Raw genomic sequence first — 18,605 nt, forward strand, 5'->3', positions numbered from 1 at the left:
CTTCTTAATGACTTCGATTATTCATAGTCATTGAGTATCAAAAAAGCTGAACGTCTGTTTTCATCATGATCTTTTTCAGTACAAGGAGGTTTGTTATCTATCCCACACTTGTTTAATAATCGGGATTCACCATAACCTATCGCACTCGGGATTCTATCTGCGGCAATCCCTCTTGATAAAATATAATCTCTTGTAGCATTAGCCCGTTTGTAAGAAAGTTTCATATTATACTTGGCACTACCACGGTTATCTGTATGAGACTCAATCTTTATAATCATTTTTGGGTTTGCTCGCATCACATTAACGATATTTTCTAATTCATATGCAGCGTCTGCACGAATATCATATTTGTCAAAATCAAAGAAAATAGGATTTACTACAATTTCTTTTTTTATGATTAAGGGAGTTAGGTATAGATCTAGTTTGATTTCACTGCCATTAGTTGTAGTTGTAGAAAATTGTTTAGAATCTTGCTTGTAATTTGCCTTGGAGGCAAGAATAGAATATGTTTTTCCACATGATATCTCTTCAAAAAGATAGTTGCCGTTATTATCAGATAGGGTAGTATTGATAATTTTACCTGTTTCATCAATGATTTTAACAGTAGCTTCTGCAAGTGGTTTTAAGGTGAGTTTGTCGTATGTTACTCCGGTCAAAACTTGCTTACATTCGTATTTGTCAAATATATAGATGTCATCGCTACCTTTACCTCCAATTCTGTTAGAAGAAAAATACCCAGAATCACCATCTGTATTTAAAAAGAAAGCAAAATCATCATAGCCACTATTGTATGGGGCTCCCAGGTTTTTAATTTCGACCTCCTCATTGGTTCTTTTTTTAAGTATGTTAGATTTGTAAATGTCTAAAAACCCAAGATTTATATGGCTGTCTGATGAAAAATATAATGTAGAATCTTTTGCTACAAAAGGAAAAACTTCCCGGCCTTCGGTATTAATTTTGTTTCCTAAATTTTTTACAGTTCCAAAAGAACCATCGTCATTAATAGCTACTTTGTATATGTCTGATTGTCCGTATCCTCCTTCTCTGTCTGATACAAAATATAAGGTCTTTTCATCAGGGCTTAACGCTGGATGCCCCGTAGAAAAAGTTTTGTCATTAAATGGTAATTCTTCAATGGCTGTCCATTGATTGCCTTTAAGCTTGGCTCTATATAATTTTAGATTAGAATTACCTTCTTTATCATAAGATGTTCTTTTTCTTTTGTTAATGTTGTTTCTGGTAAAAAAGAGTGTTTTACCATCTTTAGTGATTGTTAATGTGCCTTCGTGTTCGTTCTTTAAATTTACTGCGTCTGAAGAAATAGGAGCAATGTTGTTTACTACAATGGTCGAATCAATTCGATCAATTGTAGATTGATAAATGTTTAAATAAGGTTCTCCATTCCATTTATAAATTTTCTTTTTGCCTTTGGCATTATCATCTGCTCTAGAGGATGAAAAATATAAGTTTCCATTTTGTTCAAACCCGCCAAAATCAGAGTATTTGCTATTAGAGTTTAGGTTTATTACACGAACATGAATATCTTTCGGAGTAGATAATTCTTGAAATTTTTCAAGACTTATGCTTTCAAAATCTTTTGTGTATTTACCATTTTTTTGAAGTGCTTTAAATTTTTTAAGCCACTGATTGGCTTCGTCATATTTACCTAAGCTTCGTAAGGTTTGAATATATTTGTAGATGTATTGAGGGTGTATCTTTTTGTATTTGTTAACTGCTTTGTTATACCAAAAATATGCTTGTTCTGAGTTAGAATTGTTATAATAGCAATCTCCTATTCTAGATAGAATATGTTTACTACTATCTTCTCTTTTTAATGCTTCTTTGTATAATTCAATAGCTTTTAAGTATGCGAAATCTCTAAAATATTTATCTGCTACCTTTATTTTTTGCGCATAAATAAAGGTGCTGAACAGGAGTGTTAAAATTAGAAATATTCTATTTTTCATACGTATGCTATTAAAAGTACCTGGGAGACCTGACACGCTTTTCATTAAATAATTCGTACATCAGTAAAATTTCATGAGTGCCACCAATATAGGGACGTATGTCTGAAATAAAATGTTCATAGGCATAGCCAACCCTAATTTGCTTTGTTACTTGAAAATCTGCTAAGGCTCCAATTGAAGCGGTGTGCTCATTATATCTATATGAGCCTCCGAGCCAAAATTTTTCATAGAATAGGAAATTAGCATTTAGATCAACAGAAATTGGTGCGCCATTAGTAGCTTTAAGAAGAGCTGACGGTTTTAATTTTGTGTTTGTGCTGAGATCAAACACATACCCTCCTGTAAGGTAATAACTAACACGTTCTAGGGCTACATATTCTACGGTAGATGTTTCGGCGGTACGATTATTATCGGTATTTAATATTCTTGGTGATGATAGCCCAAGATACCACCTGTCTGAGTGCAGATATAGTCCGGCGCCAATATTGGGATTCCAACGGTTTGAGTAATTTCCAAAGAAAGGATCTTGCGTTACTTCAGGGTCATTCAAAAATTCCCGATCTAGATGATAATTAGTAGCCCCAGCTTTAACCCCAAAAGCTAATTTCGAATTATCCGTAATATTAATAGAATATGAGAAATCACCATAAATATATAAGTAGTTTTCAAAACCGGGGGTGTCTCGTATTACAGATAATCCAAGTCCTACTTTTTCGTTTCGCAATGGAGAATGAGCAGATAATGTCTGAGTTTGAGGACCGCCTTGTATTCCTGTCCATTGACTTCTATGTAAACCTACAATGCTTAATGCTTCTCTGCTACCTGCATAGGCTGGATTTATAGAGATGGTATTAAACATATATTGCGTAAACTGCGGCAATTGTTGTGCATACCCGATGGTGTTAATGTAAAGTATTAGTAGTACTGTTATTTTATTTTTTGTGATGCCCATTAGTTGTTTTTTTATTTTGTTCCAATATATAATGGGGTACTAATGGGTTTTAAACCACTATTGTTGATCGTTACAATACAATAATATGTGCCACTAGGTACTTGGTTTGCTGACCCTAAAGATGATTGATGTGCTGTGCCATTCCAATCATTTTGATAATCACTTGATTTGTATATAATCGCCCCCCAACGATTAATAATTTTAACATCTACAACGTAACCACAATTTTCTACACCATTCACTGCAAAATATTCATTGTACGGATCTCCATTTGGTGTAATTACCTTTGAAATTTTGATAGTGTCTTCTCCACAAGAGAATACTGCACATCTATTATGCACTTCTATTGTTGTTTCGAGATATATTGGGCAAGCCAGGTTGTTTTCTGTGTAACTAAATGCGATCTCTTCAGAAGCGTCTTCGCCAAATAATTCTATGCTTAGTGGATCAAAAAAATGATCATCAACTATAGATGCATTTCCTGATATAACTTCCCATGTTCCGCCAGTACGATACTCGCCTTCTAATAGATCAAACAAATCAAAAATTTGCGATTCTATTTCATCCAGAGCACATAATGTAGTATCATTTGCGGTTACAGAATTGTTTTCGAATGTTATTGTAGCTTGCACTGTAGTTGCGTTGTTACAATCATCTGTGATAGTGTATTCTACTATCAGGATTCCATCTGTTATATTGTTAAAGTCATAATCCGAAGTTACCAATGCAGTTGTACTCACGTTGCAATTATCTGTAGCACAAGTTTCCAGTAGTGCAATATTATCACTATTCCATTGGTTAGCAATTTCTTCAATATTAGTTGTAGAGCACTCTAAGGTTAAATCAGTAATTGTACAGCTTGTTAGGTCTGGAGGTGTAGAATCATGTAGGGTAAGAGTAGCGGTAAGAGTTGTTGTATCTCCATTATCACTTGTAATAGTGTATGTAACTTCTATAGTTCCGCCTAGTCCGCAAGAACTTACTAAATTATTAAAATCATAATTTGAAGTTATTTGACCAGTAAAATCTGTATTACAAGTGTCAGAAGCGCAGGATTCTAATTCTGCGATATTATTGGCGTTCCAGGTGTTGGCTATGGTTTCATTATTTGTTCCATTACATTCTATAGTTTCGTCTGTTACATTACAATTAGTGATATTGGGTGGCACTATAGCAGAGATGGTAATGTATACAGTGGCTCGATCACAGGCAACGATCGGAGAGCCAGTATCACATACTGTGTAAATAAAACTATCTGTGCCTGTATACCCAGAATTAGGGATATAAGTAAAAGAACCATTGGTGTTAAGAGTAAGGGTTCCGTTATCTACATCATCTACAGGGGCTATGTTTATGGTTTGTGTGTCTCCTTCTGGATCAAAGTCATTATCCAGTACATTTCCTTGAATATTTTTACAGGCAGTAAAATATGCATCATCATTAGCAAAAGTGCTGTTGTTCTGGTTTTTTATAACGGTAATTACTACAATGGTGGTATCGCATAGAGCAGGATTACCATTGTCACATATAGTATACTCAAAAGTATCATCACCAGTAAAATCAAGAGGAGGTGTATAGCTATATATGCCCGTATTGGGATCTATAGCTACGGTAATTCCTTCTGTGGTGGTTACAGTAGGGGTTGTTACTATAATAGGATCTCCATCGGGATCAAAATCATTAACTAATACATTACCGTTTACAGGAGTATTTATTTCGGTAATTGCAGTATCTGGATTTGCAATGGGTGCTTCATTTTTTGGATCGCTAATAGGGAGTACTTCGATATATACAGTAGCCGTGTCACAAGCAATTGGATTGCCATCATCACATATGGTATATTCAAAAGAATCCTCTCCTGTAAAGCCGGTAGGAGGAGTATAAGTATAAACACCTGTATTAGGCTCTATATTAACATTAACCCCTTCTATGGTAGTTACAGTAGTAGTAGTTACTGTTTGTGTATCTCCTTCGAGATCTTCATCGTTGGTTAATACATTACCAGAAACGGGTGTATTAATAAAAGTGTTGTTAATGTCTGTCACAGCGTCTGTGCAATTAAATAAAATTGTTGTGCAAACTATAGAAGTACAACAATTAGCATCACGTATCTTTATAGTATAACGTCCTGGTGCGAGATCTAGAAATGTTTCGCTGGTTTGATAATTGGCTCCATTATCGATAGAATATGTATAAGGTGGTACTCCGCCGATTCCTTCTACAGTAATTTGGCCCGAACCGTTACAGCTAATATGGGTTAATTCCTTTACGGAAGCAGATACTGCTTTGCTGGGTTCGGTTATGGTGGCTGAGCTTGTAGTAGTGCAATTTGAAGCATCGGTGATCGTTACCGAATATGTTCCGGCAACTACATTAGTTAAATCTTCATTAGAAGAACCATTACTCCATGCAAAAGTAAATGGAGGAGTACCGTTTTCGACTGTTAGATTAACAGATCCTGTAGCATCGCCATTACAAGATACATGAGTTATAGTATTTGTAGCTTTAATATCGCAAGTATTTAGACATTTAATGACAATACTTTTTGTTACTTGAGTTCCATCGGCATCGGTTACTGTAACACTGTGGGTACGATTGGTAAGAAGACTTGCCGTTGCTGTAGTTTGATTGTTGGCAGAAGCGCTCCATTGATATGTGTAGCCAGGTTTTCCACCAGAAGCGATTGCTTTGGCTTTGCCATCACAACATATTCCTGTAGTTGTGGCATCCTGTATTTTAAGTATAGTAAGATTTAATGGATTGGTATATTTGGTATTAATTGTAGTAGTATCCTTTAAGGTCAAAGAAGTGTACTTGTATTCATGAGGATAATGTGCATAAGCACAAGTCGAAGAGAATACTAGTGCAAAAAGACAAATAAGAGTGGTGATTCTCTTATGTAAGAGAGTTAACGTAATAATTTTCATATGCCCCGTTTTATTAATTTATTCTAAGAAAAAAGCCCCTGTTTTTTTAGTGTTTTAAAAATCAAAAAATGAAAACATCTGACAATGATAATTGGTAACTTGGTAATTTTTTTCCATAACGTATATTCTTAATAATGGTTAATTTTTTATATAAAGAATTATTTCAACAGATAAATCGACTATATTTTTATAGTACTAAGAATTAGTTACCTACTTGTATTAATGAAAACAAACTTTTTCAGAAATAGGTACATCATCTTTATGTAACTAAAAATTCTGTTATAGAAATAACTCTATAATTATTTCAATACTAAGGGGGGATGAAATAGTATATTTTTTCTAAGGGGAGAAATAATATACATTATGGGGGGGTATTTCGTATCATAATCTTATATATCAAATCAATGATATTTTGAAAACAATACTCAATCAAAATTATATGTCAAATATAAGATATATGTTGATAAAAATCAACTGATCATAGATTAATTTTTAATTAGATTTTAAAAGTCAGTTTTTTTAAAACTCTCAACGTTATTTATAAGTTATCGCAATCATAGGTTTCTATTTCTTATAGAGATAGAAACATTATTAGTTTATCATATAGAGGTTTGATTAATATTTTATCACCATGTGTCGCTAATTATTTTTTTTACATACTTAACTAAATTCTATTTCGATTGGTTGTGGTTTGGGTCGTTTTATTATCTTTACCACTCGTATAACCATACTTTAATTTATAATTAAATGTCATACAATTTATTAAAAGGTAAAAGAGGAATTATTTTTGGGGCACTTGACGAAAATTCAATCGCTTGGAAAACTGCAGAACGTGTTTATGAAGAAGGAGGAAGTTTTGTTCTTACTAATGCTCCTGTCGCAATGCGAATGGGTGCTATAAATACTCTTGCAGAAAAAACCAATACTCAAGTTATACCTGCAGACGCTACTTCGTTAGAAGATTTAGAAAATCTTGTAGATAAAGCAGTAGAAATTTTGGGCGGTAAACTTGATTTTGTTTTACATTCTATAGGGATGTCAATAAATGTGCGTAAAGGACGTCATTATACAGATCAGAACTATGACTGGACACAAAAAGGATTAGATGTATCTGCTCTTTCTTTTCATAAAACAATGCAAACCCTATATAAGAAAAAGGCAATGAATGACTGGGGAAGTATAGTTGGATTGACATATATGGCAGCACAGCGCGTATTTCCTGATTATAATGATATGGCAGATAATAAAGCATATTTAGAATCTATTGCTCGTAGTTTTGGATATTTCTTTGGTAGAGATAGTAATGTGCGAGTGAATACAATTTCTCAATCTCCAACCCCAACAACTGCAGGAAAAGGAGTGAAAGGGTTTGATGGATTTATAGAATATGCAAATAAAATGTCTCCTTTAGGTAATGCCACAGCAGCAGAATGTGCCGATTATACCATTACACTATTCTCTGATTTAACCAAAAAAGTAACTCTTCAGAATTTATACCACGATGGAGGTTTTTCTAATATGGGAGTAAGCCAGTTAGTGATGGATAAATTTGTAGGAGAAGAATAAAGATTTTCTAAAAAAAACTACTATAAGATTAATAAAAAATCCCATTCTTAATTGGTATGGGATTTTTTATTTAGACCACTTACCTTTGCAATATGGAAATATATTTCTCCTTTATTGTGCCAGTTTATAACAGGCCAAATGAGATTAAAGAGCTGCTGGATAGCATGGTGGATATGGATTATACCAAGCCATATGAGATTGTAATTGTCGAAGATGGATCGTCTGAAACATCAAAGGAGGTTATAGCGACTTTTGAAGATAGGCTATCTATAAGTTATTACCAAAAGCCAAATACTGGCCCGGGAGATTCTCGTAACTATGGTATGCGTAAGGCAAAAGGTAACTACTTTGTTATTCTCGATAGTGATGTGCTATTACCAAGAGAGTATTTGTCTAAAGCAGAACGTTTTTTATCCAATACTTTTGTGCATTGTTACGGAGGTCCCGATGACGCTCATCAAAGCTTTTCTAACCTTCAGAAAGCAATAAGTTATAGTATGACTTCGTATTTAACTACTGGCGGAATTAGAGGACGTAAAAATACATTAGGAAAATTTCAGCCCCGTAGTTTTAATATGGGATTGTCAAAAGAAGCTTTTGAGGCTTCGGGTGGTTTCGGAAATATACACCCCGGAGAAGACCCGGATCTTACCATAAGATTATGGAAATTAGGATATGACACTACATTAATCCCTGATGCCAAAGTGTTTCATAAAAGAAGAATTTCCTGGAAAAAATTCTATATACAGGTAAATAAGTTTGGATTGGTACGACCTATTTTAAATCGATGGCATCCAGATACAGCCAAAATTACATATTGGTTCCCTACCTTATTCTTGCTATATATTGTATTTTCTATAGTGACTGCACTTTTGGGATGGTGGTACTTTGTTGCTATTTTAGGTGTGTATTTAGGGATTATTTTTCTAGGCGCTACGCTAGAATATAAAAATCTGTCTATAGGCGTACAATCTATTTTAGCAGTTTTGATACAATTTTATGGATACGGAAAAGGATTCCTGAAATCTTATTATTATATTCATCTATTGAAAAAAGTACCCGAAAAACAATTTAAGAAATTGTTTTTTTCAAAGTAATTTGTATGTCAGCTAGAAAAAAGAATAGATTTTCCTTAAAAAGGAATAATGTAAAAACCTTTTTGTTTTTTCTAATATTCACTTCGATCTTGTGGTTATTTATACAATTCTCTAAAAATTATACCCAAGAAGTAGAAGTAGCTATACAATATACTAATATACCACAAGACAAAATTTTTAATGAGCAGAGTGACCAAACATTAAGAATGGTCCTTAATGGGAATGGTTTTAGATTGATGAATCATAATTGGAGCAGACCAACATTACAATTTAATGTAGAGGATGCAGTTATTAATAGTGGAGATCGATATTATTTTCGTGTTGATAAAGAATCTTCAGTGTTAAAAAATAAATTGGACTTTAAAGGAAGAGTTTTATCTGTGCAAAAAGATACCATACGATTAAAATTAGATCATAATCTGAAAAAAAAGATCCCGGTTAAAATCGCCGAGAAGATTCAGTATGCTATTGGATATGGTAGTGATAAGGGATTAGTAGTTTCTCCTGATTCTATAATAATTAGTGGTCCTTCGCAAATTATAGATACCATACAATATATAACAACAGAAAATCTAAATTTAGAAGGGTTAAACGTTAACTATACTTCAGAATTAGATATTAATATTGAAGAATTACCAACTACCATTACTGTTACTCCTGCTCAAGTACAGGCTAACGTTTTGGTGAGTAAATTTACAGAGGGAGATCAAAAAATTCCTATAACATTAAATAATATACCAGAAGGTACAGAAATTAAGATTTTTCCTAAAGAAATTTCTGTAGTATACAGGGTAGGATTAGATAAATATAATGAAATAAGCCCCAGAGATTTTATGGTAGTAGCTGATTATGCCAAAGCATCTGAAGAAAGTTCGTTTTTAACTTTAGAGTTGGTGAATAAACCAGATTACATTCATGATGTACGGTTACAGGTAAAACAAGTTCAATTTGTAGTTTTGAAATAAGTTAGAGTATGAAAGTAGTAGGTCTAACAGGTGGTATAGGTAGTGGAAAATCTACAGTGGCCAAAATGTTTGAACAACTAGGGGTTGCAGTTTATATAGCCGATATCGAGGCTAAAAGGCTTATGAATGAGGATGCATTAGTAAAAAAGCAAATTATCGATTTATTAGGAAATGATTCGTATATAAACGAAGAGTTAAACAGATCATATATAGCAAATGTAGTGTTTAACGATTCTTCAAAACTACTTCAGTTAAATGCAATTGTTCACCCTGCTGTGGCAAACCATTTTGATTGTTGGAAAAGTAAACAAAAAGGGAATTATGTAGTAAAAGAAGCGGCTATACTTTTTGAAAATGAAGGTCATAAACAATGTGATTATACTATTCTGGTATCGGCACCAATAGAAACAAGAATTGAACGAGTCCTAAAAAGAGATAAAACTACAAGAGAAGATATCCTTTCTAGGATGAATAATCAGTGGGAAGATGCTCGAAAAATCCCATTAGCCGATTTTGTAATATATAATAAAAATATAGAAGATACTGAAAATCAAGTACATAAGGTTCATGGGGAAATATCTTTATAAAATGTTTGTAATCCGAATCTTTCATTTTGTTAACATTTGGTTAAACCCTAAAGTAGCTAAATGTTAAAGTCTTACTTTTGAGTTATGAATAAAAGGTTATTCGTGTTGCTGATAATCCTGATGAGTTTATCGTTAATTGGGATTATTTTTGTTCAGGGATATTGGATTAACAACACTGTAGAGAATAATGAAGAGCAGTTTTCTTTTAATGCGAAACAAATATTGATATCTGTATCTAATAGAATTCAATACAGAGAGTTTGAAGAGATGTTTTTTCCATTACAAGAGATTCTGGATAGCATAGAAGAGCCTGATAACAAAACTATACGTCAACTTCTAAATATTAGTATTGATAATACGACAAAGTCGTTTACACATACAGATGGTATTTTAGAAGAAGACTATAAGTTGTTTTCGTCTTTTATAAATTTAAATATTGATACGGTTCGGTTAAAAAATATTTTAAATCGTAATGCCGATGTTGCTACGCAAAATGATAAAAGTGATTTTGTAAAGCAAAATTCTAAATCCAAACTAGAGAGAATACGTGGGTTAACAGATCTCCAAAGAATGGATTATGAAATAGTAATAAGCGAAATTGCCAGTTTTATACCAATACATAGAAGAGTTCAAAAAAGAGAAATAGATTATCTATTAAAGAAAGAACTGGAAGAGAGAGATATAAAAGTAGACTTTGAATATGCTATTTATAGTAATGCTTTAGCAACCAAAGTACGTTCTGATGATTTTAGTTTGGATTATCCAACAACATATGCAATACCACTTTTTGTAAATGATGAAGGCGTAAGTGAGTATCAGTTATATGTTAACTTTACTGGAAAAAAACAATATGTACTTTCTTCTATCAAGGGAATGGCCATATTATCTATAATATTTACGTTAATTATTGTAGTTGCATATTCCAGTGCTTTATCACAATTGATGCAGCAACGGCAGATATCACAAATTAAAACAGATTTTATTAATAATATGACGCATGAGCTTAAGACTCCTATTGCTACTATTAATTTGGCATTAGATTCTATAAAGAACCCTAAAATAGGAGGAGATCCAGAGAAAGTACAGCGTTATATGAGTATGATACGTGAAGAGAATAAAAGAATGCATGCCCAAGTAGAAAATGTGTTAAGAATATCTCAGTTAGAGAAAAATGAACTTAACATTAAAAAAGAAAGACAAGAGTTGCACGATATTATTGAAGATGCAATTACTCATGTGTCTCTACTTGTAGAAAATAGAGAAGGGTATGTGAAAATGCATTTAGGAGCGCTTAAAACAACAGTATTAGCTAATGATAGTCATTTGACTAATGTAATTGTGAATATTCTGGATAATGCAATAAAATATTCAGAAAATGAGCCCAAAATAGATGTGTATACAGAAAATGTAAAAAATAGTATTGTTCTTAAAGTTCGTGATCAAGGAATTGGAATGAGTAAAGTTGCACAGAAAAAGATTTTTGAAAAGTTCTTTAGAGAACATACCGGAGATCTTCATAATGTAAAAGGACACGGATTAGGGCTAACATACGTAAAGAGAATTATAGATGATCATCATGGTCAGATATGGGTGGAGAGTGAAAGGGGAAAAGGCTCCACATTTATAATTAAATTACCGTTAATATCTTAAAATATGGAAACAGAAAACAAAAAGATTTTGCTTGTAGAAGATGATCCAAACTTCGGAACAGTATTAAAGGATTATCTTGTAATGAACGATTATGATGTTGTGCATGCTAAAAATGGTATGGAAGGCTTCGAAAAATTCAAAAAGGATGATTATGATATGTGTATTCTTGATGTCATGATGCCTTATAAAGATGGATTTACATTAGCAAAGGAGATTAGAGAAAAAAATGAAGAAATACCAATCATCTTTTTAACTGCAAAAGCAATGAAAGAAGATGTATTGAAAGGATACAAAGTAGGGGCAGATGATTACCTTAATAAGCCTTTTGATAGCGAAGTGTTGTTAATGAAAATACAAGCTATTATGCAGCGTAAAAGCACAGAATCTGTTGCCGATAGTAAACAGTTTGAGTTTAACGTTGGAGGCTTTCATCTTAATTCGAAACTTCGCTTTTTAACGTTTAAAGAAGAAGATCCAATTAAACTTTCTCCAAAAGAGAATGAATTACTTCGCTTACTAGCGTTACATCTTAATGATTTAATGCCTAGAGAATTAGCATTGACAAAAATATGGAGGGATGATAATTATTTTACCTCTCGTAGTATGGATGTATATATAGCCAAACTTAGAAAATATTTGAAGAAAGACGAAAATGTCGAAATTCTTAATATTCATGGAGAAGGATTTAGACTAGTTGTAAGAAACGAAGAATCGTAGGAATAGTAACGGTAACTAACTTCTAAAAAAAGTTCACTATGTGCAATTATCATAGTGAGCTTTTTTTTATATGCATTATAATAGATTTAATATCTTCTTTGTAGTCATACCAACTAATTTCTAAATCTTTTTTAAACCAGGTAAGCTGTCTTTTGGCAAAACGTCTGGTGTTTTTTTTGATTTCAGAAAGAGCAAAATCCAAATCCCATTCTTCATCCAGGTATTTAAATATTTCTTTATACCCAACAGTGTTTAATGCATTTAATGATTTATAAGAGTAAAGGCTTTTTACTTCATCTAGTAAACCCGCTTCAACCATTAATTCTACTCGTTGGTTTATTCTGTCATAAATAGTTTGTCTTTCTGCAGTAACCCCAATTTTAATAGTGTTAAAAGGTCGTTTCTTTCGTGGTTTAGTAAGAAATGATGAATAAGGTTCTCCACTGCCAATACATATTTCTAGAGCCCTCATAACTCTATGTGTATTGTTTAGATCTACCTTTTCGTAATACAATGGATCCAAAATTTTTAATTGTTGCTGCAAATTTTCGATTCCTTTGTCGTTATATTCTTTTTGAAGTTCTTGTCTAATCTTTATATCTATTTCAGGAAAACGATCCAACCCCTTGGTTACCGCATCGATATAGAGCCCAGAACCTCCAACTAGAATAGCATAGTCATTGCTTTTGAATAATTCATTAAGTTTATCTAAAGCATCTTTTTCAAAATCACCTACACTGTATTCATTCTTAATACTTATGTGTTGAATGAAATGATGTTTAGCTTGTTTTAATTCATCAAGAGAAGGAGCTGCAGTACCAATGCTCATTTCTTTATAAAACTGCCTGCTGTCTGCAGAAACAATTTCACAATTAAAATGTTTTGCAAGTGCAATACTTAAGCTGGTTTTGCCTATAGCAGTTGGGCCAACAACCACAATTAGATTTTTATTCTTGGTCATGATGTAAGTCTTCTCCGCATTTATGGCAGAATTTAGCGTTATCGCGATGCTCATTCTCACTACAATGACTACAGGATTGAGTATTTAGATGTACTTTACTAGCTTGATGATGTGTGTATTCGGCACTAACAATACCCGTAGGAACAGCAATAATACCATAACCCATGATCATAATAATGGCTGCAATAAATTGTCCTAGCGGAGTAACAGGAGCAATATCACCATAACCAACTGTTGTTAGTGTAACAATACACCAATATACGCTTATGGGGATGCTTTTAAAACCACTTTCTTCTCCTTCTACGATATACATTACCGTACCCATAATTATGCATAACACTAATACAGCAAATAGAAATACCAGTATTTTGGCTCTACTATCTTTTATAGCTTTGGCTAGTCTGTTGGATTCACCAATATATCTCGAGATTTTTAAAATTCTAAAAACCCGAAGTAATCTTAACGCTCTAACAGCCAACAATGCACTGGTGCCTGTTATAAAAAATGATAGGTATAATGGTAAAGTAGATAAAAGATCGATGATCCCATAAAAACTAAAAATATAGGAAGCTGGTTTTTTTATAGAAATAATACGGGCTATATATTCAAAAGTAAAGAATATAGTGATGATCCATTCTGCATAATACAAAAACGTATAGGTTTCAGCAGATAGTCCTTTTACACTTTCGAGCATTACGAAAATGATGCTCAATACTATTAAAATAAGTAGAGTTACATCAAATATTTTTCCTATCGGAGTATCGGCTTCATAAATGATGTCGTGCAATTGGTTTTTCCAGTTCTTATGAGATGAATTATTGTCCAAATTTCTTGATTTTGAATAAAAATACTAAAAAAACTAATGTACCCTTCTAACGGCTATAAGAGTATCATTTTCTATTTCAATAATAAGATTAAAAAATTCTTTAAGTGTTTTATAGTATTCTACAGGATAATATGAAGAATTAAATGTTATTCTATGAGTAATAATTAATTTTTTTTCATTTTTCTGAAAATTGACACCTACCTGACCTAGATGATTAGGAATAGTATACAAAGAATTATTTGGGATATCGACAAATTCATAATTTTCGGGCAACTCGATAGAAACTAAGTATGTGTATGAATCTGGATAGCCAAAATCAACAGGATATGTTCTTTGATTAAGTTTGAAAGGAGTTTCTTTGAAAAAAGGTAGGGTAAATGGTTTTATGTAAATCGTGTTATCTATTGTTTCGGTATTCCTTGTGAATTGAAATTCTTCTTCAAATGGTTTTTCATAATCCTTCTCATCTTTAATATTAATGTTGGTTATTTTTACTTCAGAGTTTTTCTTTTTCCTTAAGTCTAAATAACTTTGTTTGTTTACCTGATCCAGTTCTTTTCGCTTATAGTATCCATGGTAACCAGCGAAAACATGTTTTGCTTTACCGTCTAATTCTAATTTTTCATTTAGTTTTAATTCTTCTTTATAAAAAATTAAGGAACGCTTTGCGGGTTTTATATCTATCCAGGAACTACCATTTTTAAAATCTAATAACCTACCATGTACATTTAAGCATCTAAAAGGTACTTCTCCGAACGCTAAATTATTTTCTGTAGCATCTAGAAGAAATGTCTCATCTTCGATAGCTAATTGTGTAATTAAGTAATTAAAATCAGAAATTACAGGATGTATAGTTGTAGCGTAGCCATTACTCCTTGTTGATAGTAATACAGGATAAACTTTAAATTGTTGTTGTTTCAGTGTGTTATGTAATAAAATATTTATACCAGAGACATTACCTGATTTAGAGTTAATTACTTCAGAAATAGAATTACCTTTAAAAATGTCGTTCTTTTTGTTCCATTTATAATGATTAGCGATATAGCGATATATTGCTTTTGCTTTGATCACGTCATTAGGCATTGATTGTATTGTGTCGGGAAGAATATCTTTAGTGATTCCCGTTTTTTTAAGTTGTACTCCAATAGCTGCTTCTTTTTTTAATTTGATATCAACATTTTTCCATGTTTCGGTATATTTATTATTGACTCCATCAAATCCTTTAAATTCTTTTAATTCATACTCAATACGAGAAAAATAATTACTCTTTGCCGTCATATATTTTTCTTCTTTGAAAGCAGGAATATCTTTCATGATATATGTGTTATGAGAACAATCGGCAGATCCTAAACCTGATGCCTGAAGACAGTTTTTTTTAATAGTAGATTCACTGGTGTTTAGTTTTAGAGTTCCTACGAGTTTTATATTGTAGACATAATTGCCGGGTAGATCAGCTATAAACTCACTATACATTTTTGGGATGTCATCTTGAAATTCCCATCCATTAAAATTATACATAAAAGGGGATTCTAACTGGTATTTATAAGTAAGTACAGATCCTGGTTTTATATTAGAAAATGTAAATTTTACAGAAGTGAAGTTTTGATCATGTTTTTCATAATAAATTTGGTCTTTTTCTACTTTGGTTTTAATAACCTTACCTTGTTCTAGGTTATAAGTATATGCTACTAGGTTATTAAGAGATTCTTTATTGTTTTTATTTCTGTATAAAAGAACTTTTACCGTAGCATGATCAAACCCTTGCTCATTTAATATTTTGACCTTTGCTTCATAATCTGTTAACAGATTATAACCACCACCATTTTCTACTCTGCTAAACCCTTTTTCGTATATGAAAAAAGCATTTGCGGTACTGTCTCTTTTATATGTTGTACTTTGCAAATCAATCATGCTTACCACCATATTTTTATCATTGTAAGCTTCTTGAGCACTTATTGAAAAAGAGAAAGTGGTTAAGAATAGAAAAAATAGAGTTCTATACATTTTTTTGTAGTTTGATAATCTTTAGTCTTTTATGCGTGCGCACATAACTTTGAATAATGTGTTGAGCATCTCTATTATGAGTCATTGGGGTAATAATAGAGCGTAAAATCTCTATATTATTGATCTGATGATTGAGATTGAAGTACCCAATACCTTTAAATTTTCCTTCTTCAACCAATATTACACTTTGTTCGTCAATATCTCTTCCTCTATCCACAATAATCATATCCTGACTCTGAAACGAAGTATTGAAAATAAGTTTTTGTGCACGGATATTATATTCTTCTGCAGATTCATTATAAATACAAGCACCCTGACACTGTTTTATAGTGTAGTTAAAACAATTGCTTTCTCCATTATCCAGACCCATTAATTTTTGGCATAAACTATACTCTTCTGTCCATCGATGCATATAAGTCTTAGCTTGTTGTTTATTAGAAAAAGTAGTGATGCTTATTTTGCGATGATCTACTTTTTGAACTTTGAAATTTATATACCCATTGTCATCTGTGAATTGGTATAGGGCCTGATCAAATTTTGTTTTACGTAGTGCTCTATTGTATTTAGGTTTGTTGCGTTTTATCTCTTCGCTTTCTTTTAGCAATGCCAAAAGCTCACTTCCTGTATTCTCGTATGTTACACTAACAACCTCTTCTTGTATTTTTTTAGATTTTCTATTGTCGTTTGTAAAATGTTGATTGAGGCGTTTTTTTATGTTTTTACTTTTTCCAATATAGATGACAGTCCCATCCTCACGATGCATATAATATACTCCCGTTGCTGTAGGAGCGTCTTCAATTAATCTAAGAAGCTTATCATCTACCTGGCGTTTAGTCTCTGTTCGAACAGTTTCTGTAATTATTTTTTTCTCTATGTCTTTTGTGAGTAAGAGTTTAAATAATTTTACCGTAGCCAGGGCATCGCCATTAGCTCGGTGTCTGTCAGAAAGAGGGATACCAAGTCCTCGAACAAGTTTACCTAAACTATAAGATTGTTGATCTGGGATTAATTTTTTAGAAAGCTCTACAGTACATAAAGATTGCCGTTCGAATTCGAATCCTAATCTCGAGAATTCGGTTCTTAAAATTCTGTAATCAAAACTAGAGTTATGTGCAACGATAATACAGTTGGTAGTAATTTCAACAATTCTTTTGGCTACTTCATAAAACTTGGGTGCATTACGAAGCATTTGATTATTTATCCCGGTAAGATTAGCTACAAATGGCTGTATGGGACGTTCTGGATTAACGAGGCTTATAAATTGGTCCACTACATCATGTCCGTCAAATTTATAAATAGCAATTTCAGTAATTCCTTCTTCATTATATTTTCCTCCGGTTGTTTCAATATCTAAAATTGCATACATATAGTTCGGTAATCTTTATTTTTTCAAGCTTAGTTTAATAAGGGGCATTATTATTTTTTATTTATCAATTTGGTAAATCAAGTACTAATGATCAAAAAGTATGTGTTATTGGTAGTTTCTGGCTCCAAAAATAGAACTTCCTATTCTAACCATAGTGCTTCCGAAGTCAATAGCCATTTTGTAATCTCCACTCATACCTATCGATAAGGTTTTTAGTTGAGGGTATTTTGTTTTTATGTTTTCAGAAAAAGAAGCAATCTTTTTAAATTCATCACTTATTTGTTGCTCATCATCTGTAAAAGTTGCCATCCCCATAAGCCCTTGAATATTAACATTGGTTAAATTCTTAACTTCTTCGGTGTTTAATAAAGTGATAGCATCTTGTTCTGATAAACCAAATTTACTTTCTTCTTTAGCAATTTTGATTTGTAAGAGACAGTTAATAGTTCTATTATGTTTTTTTGCTTGTTTGTTGATCTCTTTAAGTAATTTGTAACTATCTACTGCATGAATGAGATCTACAAAGGGAGCCATATACTTAACCTTATTAGTTTGTACATGCCCGATCATATGCCAGCTAATGTCCTTTGGCATAGTTTCCCACTTTTCGGCCATTTCTTGAATCTTATTTTCACCAAAAATTCTCTGACCAGCATCATAGGCGTTCATTAGATCAGAAACAGGTTTAGTTTTGGATACTGCTACCAGAGTAACTCCTTCGGGAATTGATGTTTTTATTTCGTGAAGGTTTTTTTCGATATCATTCATAGTTTGCAAAGATATCTAAAATCATTTTTTTATTGATATTGATTATTCGTTATTTATTTATAAATCAAAGGCTAATTTTGATCTTTTTTATATGAAATAATTAATCTCTTTTTTCCTGGATAAAGGGTAAGTATTTAGGTCATATTTCTAATTTTTACAGATGTCAAAAGTATTCGTGGCTTAAATCGTACAACTCTCATATATATGTTAATTAATATTAGGAATTTTGGTAGCGATCGTATCTTAATGTGC

14 protein-coding genes are annotated in these 18,605 nt (G+C 32.3%); 6 read left to right on the forward strand and 8 right to left on the reverse strand.

What is annotated here, in order from left to right:
• Nucleotides 1-17 precede the first annotated feature (17 nt).
• The 3 genes from Z053_RS0105295 to Z053_RS0105305 are packed head-to-tail and all read right to left on the reverse strand — an operon-like array spanning nucleotide 18 to nucleotide 5,846.
• A complete protein-coding gene (locus tag Z053_RS0105295; RefSeq protein WP_025663999.1) occupies nucleotides 18-1,967 on the reverse strand; it encodes an OmpA family protein in 1,950 nt (649 codons plus the stop codon).
• A 10-nt stretch (nucleotides 1,968-1,977) separates the two neighbouring features.
• Entirely contained in the window at nucleotides 1,978-2,919 is a 942-nt protein-coding gene (locus tag Z053_RS0105300; RefSeq protein WP_025664000.1) for a PorP/SprF family type IX secretion system membrane protein, read from the reverse strand.
• An 11-nt stretch (nucleotides 2,920-2,930) separates the two neighbouring features.
• Nucleotides 2,931-5,846, reverse strand: coding sequence for an Ig-like domain-containing protein (locus Z053_RS0105305; protein ID WP_025664001.1), 2,916 nt, complete (start codon nucleotides 5,844-5,846; stop codon nucleotides 2,931-2,933).
• 747 nt (nucleotides 5,847-6,593) lie between these two features.
• Between Z053_RS0105305 and Z053_RS0105310 the strand changes: the two genes are divergently transcribed.
• From Z053_RS0105310 to Z053_RS0105335, 6 genes are all read left to right on the forward strand, one after another.
• Nucleotides 6,594-7,412 (forward strand): enoyl-ACP reductase FabI, encoded by an 819-nt coding sequence (locus Z053_RS0105310; protein WP_025664002.1) that lies wholly within the window; start codon nucleotides 6,594-6,596, stop codon nucleotides 7,410-7,412.
• A gap of 92 nt (nucleotides 7,413-7,504) precedes the next feature.
• Nucleotides 7,505-8,509, forward strand: a complete 1,005-nt coding sequence (locus Z053_RS0105315) for a glycosyltransferase (RefSeq protein WP_025664003.1) — start codon at nucleotides 7,505-7,507, stop codon at nucleotides 8,507-8,509.
• A 5-nt stretch (nucleotides 8,510-8,514) separates the two neighbouring features.
• Nucleotides 8,515-9,474 (forward strand): CdaR family protein, encoded by a 960-nt coding sequence (locus Z053_RS0105320; RefSeq protein WP_025664004.1) that lies wholly within the window; start codon nucleotides 8,515-8,517, stop codon nucleotides 9,472-9,474.
• Nucleotides 9,475-9,482: 8 nt separating this feature from the next.
• The gene (gene coaE, locus Z053_RS0105325; protein ID WP_025664005.1) at nucleotides 9,483-10,061 is read left to right on the forward strand and encodes a dephospho-CoA kinase; all 579 of its coding nucleotides are present in this window, start codon (nucleotides 9,483-9,485) and stop codon (nucleotides 10,059-10,061) included.
• Nucleotides 10,062-10,145: 84 nt separating this feature from the next.
• A complete protein-coding gene (locus tag Z053_RS0105330; RefSeq protein ID WP_025664006.1) occupies nucleotides 10,146-11,711 on the forward strand; it encodes a sensor histidine kinase in 1,566 nt (521 codons plus the stop codon).
• 3 nt (nucleotides 11,712-11,714) lie between these two features.
• A complete protein-coding gene (locus Z053_RS0105335; RefSeq protein WP_025664007.1) occupies nucleotides 11,715-12,428 on the forward strand; it encodes a response regulator transcription factor in 714 nt (237 codons plus the stop codon).
• Between the two features lie 49 nt (nucleotides 12,429-12,477).
• Here Z053_RS0105335 and miaA read toward each other — a convergent pair whose 3' ends face one another.
• From miaA to Z053_RS0105360, 5 genes are all read right to left on the reverse strand, one after another.
• Nucleotides 12,478-13,389 (reverse strand): tRNA (adenosine(37)-N6)-dimethylallyltransferase MiaA, encoded by a 912-nt coding sequence (gene miaA / locus Z053_RS0105340; protein WP_035095195.1) that lies wholly within the window; start codon nucleotides 13,387-13,389, stop codon nucleotides 12,478-12,480.
• Nucleotides 13,376-14,215: an ion transporter gene (locus Z053_RS0105345; protein WP_025664009.1), complete on the reverse strand. Its 840-nt coding sequence runs from the start codon at nucleotides 14,213-14,215 to the stop codon at nucleotides 13,376-13,378. Before Z053_RS0105345 ends, miaA begins: the two co-directional genes overlap by 14 nt.
• A gap of 33 nt (nucleotides 14,216-14,248) precedes the next feature.
• A complete protein-coding gene (locus Z053_RS0105350) occupies nucleotides 14,249-16,219 on the reverse strand; it encodes a DUF3857 domain-containing protein (RefSeq protein WP_025664010.1) in 1,971 nt (656 codons plus the stop codon).
• Nucleotides 16,212-17,585, reverse strand: a complete 1,374-nt coding sequence (locus Z053_RS0105355; RefSeq protein ID WP_025664011.1) for an exonuclease domain-containing protein — start codon at nucleotides 17,583-17,585, stop codon at nucleotides 16,212-16,214. Before Z053_RS0105355 ends, Z053_RS0105350 begins: the two co-directional genes overlap by 8 nt.
• A gap of 105 nt (nucleotides 17,586-17,690) precedes the next feature.
• A complete protein-coding gene (locus Z053_RS0105360; protein ID WP_025664012.1) occupies nucleotides 17,691-18,353 on the reverse strand; it encodes a YggS family pyridoxal phosphate-dependent enzyme in 663 nt (220 codons plus the stop codon).
• Nucleotides 18,354-18,605: the final 252 nt, after the last annotated feature.

Source organism: Aquimarina megaterium XH134 (assembly GCF_000520975.1).
GTDB lineage: Bacteria > Bacteroidota > Bacteroidia > Flavobacteriales > Flavobacteriaceae > Aquimarina > Aquimarina megaterium.

Bases quoted from the DNA above. Each gene is read 5' to 3' on its own strand.
- Z053_RS0105295 (WP_025663999.1), bottom strand. From the start codon at position 1,967: ATGAAAAATAGAATATTTCTAATTTTAACACTCCTGTTCAGCACCTTT.
- Z053_RS0105300 (WP_025664000.1), bottom strand. From the start codon at position 2,919: ATGGGCATCACAAAAAATAAAATAACAGTACTACTAATACTTTACATT.
- Z053_RS0105305 (WP_025664001.1), bottom strand. From the start codon at position 5,846: ATGAAAATTATTACGTTAACTCTCTTACATAAGAGAATCACCACTCTT.
- Z053_RS0105310 (WP_025664002.1), top strand. From the start codon at position 6,594: ATGTCATACAATTTATTAAAAGGTAAAAGAGGAATTATTTTTGGGGCA.
- Z053_RS0105315 (WP_025664003.1), top strand. From the start codon at position 7,505: ATGGAAATATATTTCTCCTTTATTGTGCCAGTTTATAACAGGCCAAAT.
- Z053_RS0105320 (WP_025664004.1), top strand. From the start codon at position 8,515: ATGTCAGCTAGAAAAAAGAATAGATTTTCCTTAAAAAGGAATAATGTA.
- coaE (WP_025664005.1), top strand. From the start codon at position 9,483: ATGAAAGTAGTAGGTCTAACAGGTGGTATAGGTAGTGGAAAATCTACA.
- Z053_RS0105330 (WP_025664006.1), top strand. From the start codon at position 10,146: ATGAATAAAAGGTTATTCGTGTTGCTGATAATCCTGATGAGTTTATCG.
- Z053_RS0105335 (WP_025664007.1), top strand. From the start codon at position 11,715: ATGGAAACAGAAAACAAAAAGATTTTGCTTGTAGAAGATGATCCAAAC.
- miaA (WP_035095195.1), bottom strand. From the start codon at position 13,389: ATGACCAAGAATAAAAATCTAATTGTGGTTGTTGGCCCAACTGCTATA.
- Z053_RS0105350 (WP_025664010.1), bottom strand. From the start codon at position 16,219: ATGTATAGAACTCTATTTTTTCTATTCTTAACCACTTTCTCTTTTTCA.
- Z053_RS0105355 (WP_025664011.1), bottom strand. From the start codon at position 17,585: ATGTATGCAATTTTAGATATTGAAACAACCGGAGGAAAATATAATGAA.
- Z053_RS0105360 (WP_025664012.1), bottom strand. From the start codon at position 18,353: ATGAATGATATCGAAAAAAACCTTCACGAAATAAAAACATCAATTCCC.